Origin of the sequence: Mesorhizobium sp. (assembly GCF_005063415.1) — a bacterium.
Taxonomy (GTDB): domain Bacteria; phylum Pseudomonadota; class Alphaproteobacteria; order Rhizobiales; family Rhizobiaceae; genus Mesorhizobium.
The window spans coordinates 1-2,275 of record NZ_SUEG01000265.1 but is presented as its reverse complement, the minus strand read 5'-3'; the positions used below and the strand labels follow the sequence as shown (position 1 = coordinate 2,275).

The 2,275-nt window shown below is 58.9% G+C and carries 3 protein-coding genes and 1 pseudogene; 1 reads left to right on the top strand and 3 read right to left on the bottom strand.

Going from position 1 to position 2,275, the window contains the following annotated elements:
- Nucleotides 1–310, bottom strand: a pseudogene (locus E5W70_RS31395) (caspase family protein); the annotation flags it as partial.
- A gap of 209 nt (nt 311–519) precedes the next feature.
- Between E5W70_RS31395 and E5W70_RS31390 the strand changes: the two are divergent.
- A complete protein-coding gene (locus tag E5W70_RS31390; RefSeq protein ID WP_023675234.1) occupies nt 520–924 on the top strand; it encodes a Fur family transcriptional regulator in 405 nt (134 codons plus the stop codon).
- A 167-nt stretch (nt 925–1,091) separates the two neighbouring features.
- Here E5W70_RS31390 and E5W70_RS31385 read toward each other — a convergent pair whose 3' ends face one another.
- Both E5W70_RS31385 and E5W70_RS33265 read right to left on the bottom strand, forming a co-directional pair.
- Nucleotides 1,092–1,544, bottom strand: a complete 453-nt coding sequence (locus E5W70_RS31385; RefSeq protein WP_292665140.1) for a hypothetical protein — start codon at nt 1,542–1,544, stop codon at nt 1,092–1,094.
- Nucleotides 1,545–1,637: 93 nt separating this feature from the next.
- Nucleotides 1,638–1,955, bottom strand: a complete 318-nt coding sequence (locus E5W70_RS33265; protein ID WP_366509772.1) for a type II toxin-antitoxin system RelE/ParE family toxin — start codon at nt 1,953–1,955, stop codon at nt 1,638–1,640.
- Nucleotides 1,956–2,275 lie beyond the last annotated feature (320 nt).

Sequence of the window (2,275 nt, the reverse complement as noted above, 5' to 3'; positions counted from 1 at the left end):
ACGCCGCCTTGATCGCCGCATGTGTCGGCGGTCCGTTGGCGCCTTCGACATCCTTGGCGAGCAGCGTGACGTTTTCGGCTGAAAACTTCACCGGCGCGGGCGTGTTCCTCAGGAGGTAATCGCGCACCAGGCCGGCATCGTTCTTCGGTCCGATCAGCCAGTTCTTCCGCGGCAGGTTCGGATAATCGGTGCAAGCAACGAGCAGTGCATGATAGGTGCGCGCCGCTGCGAATGCCCGAAACGGCACCAGGCCGGCAGCGGCCAGCGCGGACATGCCGGCAAGCAGCGTCCGCCGCGTCACTTTGATCATGATTGCTTCCCCAAGCCCGATCGAATTTCCAAGCACGGCCAACCTGGCCGAGGATTTTGTCAGTATTTTGAATGTGACGCCGCCGGCCAGCCGACCACCGGCTGCGAATAGAAACAGTAGCAAAAATGGCAGTTCGTCGCTATCTCAATGGAGAGGTCCGATTGCATGCGAACTGGCAGTGATCGGCACGAGCGGCTTGGAACAGGATCATGGCAGCAAGGGATGTACTGACGAAGAACCAGCTTTGCGTTCTCGAGAAACTCGAGGCCGCTAGCGGCCCGCTCAGCGCCTATACGTTGCTCGACCAACTGCGCGAGCGCGGTTTTCGCGCGCCGCTGCAGGTCTACCGGGCGCTCGACACGCTGGTGAAGTCCGGCTTCGTGCACAGGCTCGAAAGCCTCAATTCCTTCGTCGCCTGCGCCGAGCCGCACGACCACAGCCATTCGATGACGGCGTTTGCCATCTGCGATACCTGCGGCCAGGTGACCGAGTTCTCCGACCACGATGTCGGCCACCGGCTCGACGAATGGGTGCGCTCGACCGGCTTCGCCGCCAAGAAGGCGGTGATCGAATTCCGCGGGACTTGTGCGAAGTGTTTGGCCGAGGCGGCTTAGCAAACCCGAAGGCAACACTTCGAAGGCGGCGGAGCAGAATTCACGCCTCGCCGGTGGGCTCACGATGGTTCCCTGGACGTAGACTCATTACCGCGTAGCCGGATACGGCCTCGGGTTTCGGCGCAATTTGAACGCCGCCGGTCGACCGACCCGTTGCAGACATTCGGCTATGAAAGTGCAGTCCAAACTACCCTCTCAAGATCGGGAGAGTAGCGTGCGATGATAGCCTCTTGATCATTTTCCTGCGTGAGAATTATCGGCTTCCCAGTAGCGTCACCGAGCAATCGCATAAAGCGGTCAAGGTGCTCAACCTCGGTTTTTCCAGTGACTTGCCTTGGATCGAAGTCGAACTCAATTTCGTCAGCGCTGAAGAAGTGACATGCAAGCTGAATTGGCCCGACGTAAAAGGACAGTAAGCTGCCTGTTTCGCTTTCCAGGACCGCTTCGACGCCCAATGGCATCGACTCGATCTTGCCGGAGACACTGAAACTAGCAGGCGGGGTCCATTCGAGGAGGATGTTCCAGACGCCCTGCCAATCTGCCTCAGACGTGTTCAGAACGTAGATGTCTCGCCATGAGCCGTCCCAAGCGAAATCCGATGCTATCTGTTCCCAATTCATGCATGAACCATTCTCGATGACTGCGGTTCTAGCATGACATACGCCATGAGTGCTTTCCACAAATCCCAAGTCCGCTTCCACCTAGTTTACGGCCTAGCCAACCGGCTTCTTTGAGGTATGCCGGATGTGCAGGATTTCGATTGTATCTGTACCGGCCCCATAGAAAACCTTGTGGGGACAGCGACCTATGAAGAGAACGCGAACGCCAGGGATGTCGGTCGCGTGACCACTTTCAGGAAACTCGGCAAGTCGCGAAATTCCAGCGTGGATCCGAGAAATGACCGAAAGGGCGCCCTGAGGCGCCCGCTCTTCGAGGTAGTTGAAAATCGCCTCGCGTTCGGCAAAGGCTGCCGCGTAAATCGGACCTTCATAGCCTGCGGCGGGTGTCGGCCGCGCGAACGGTATCCTCATCTACGAAAGTCCCGTGATCGGCCTCTGCTAGCCCCGCTGTGACCGCGCTGCGCTCTGGTTCCGACGTCGCATACACACCAGTTCGCCGCGCCTCGATGACGCGGGCGTAATCAGCAAGCTCCTTTTGGTCTTCGCGAGGCCAAGCCTCCGCACGCTTTACGAGGCTCTCGAGTGTCTTGGTGATCATGAGGGCTTTGTATCATACTGGGGACGGGTTTGGATTTTTCACTTTGCACCGATTCCAGGCGTTTGCGCTGCCCCTCACCCCTTACCCTCTCCCCGTGAAGGACGGGGAGAGGGGGGCGCCAGCGTCGCGGCCA

What these genes read in the sequence shown, in the direction of transcription:
- E5W70_RS31390 (WP_023675234.1), top strand. Translation starts at nt 520, where the DNA reads ATGGCAGCAAGGGATGTACTGACGAAGAACCAGCTTTGCGTTCTCGAG.
- E5W70_RS31385 (WP_292665140.1), bottom strand. Translation starts at nt 1,544, where the DNA reads ATGAATTGGGAACAGATAGCATCGGATTTCGCTTGGGACGGCTCATGG.
- E5W70_RS33265 (WP_366509772.1), bottom strand. Translation starts at nt 1,955, where the DNA reads ATGAGGATACCGTTCGCGCGGCCGACACCCGCCGCAGGCTATGAAGGT.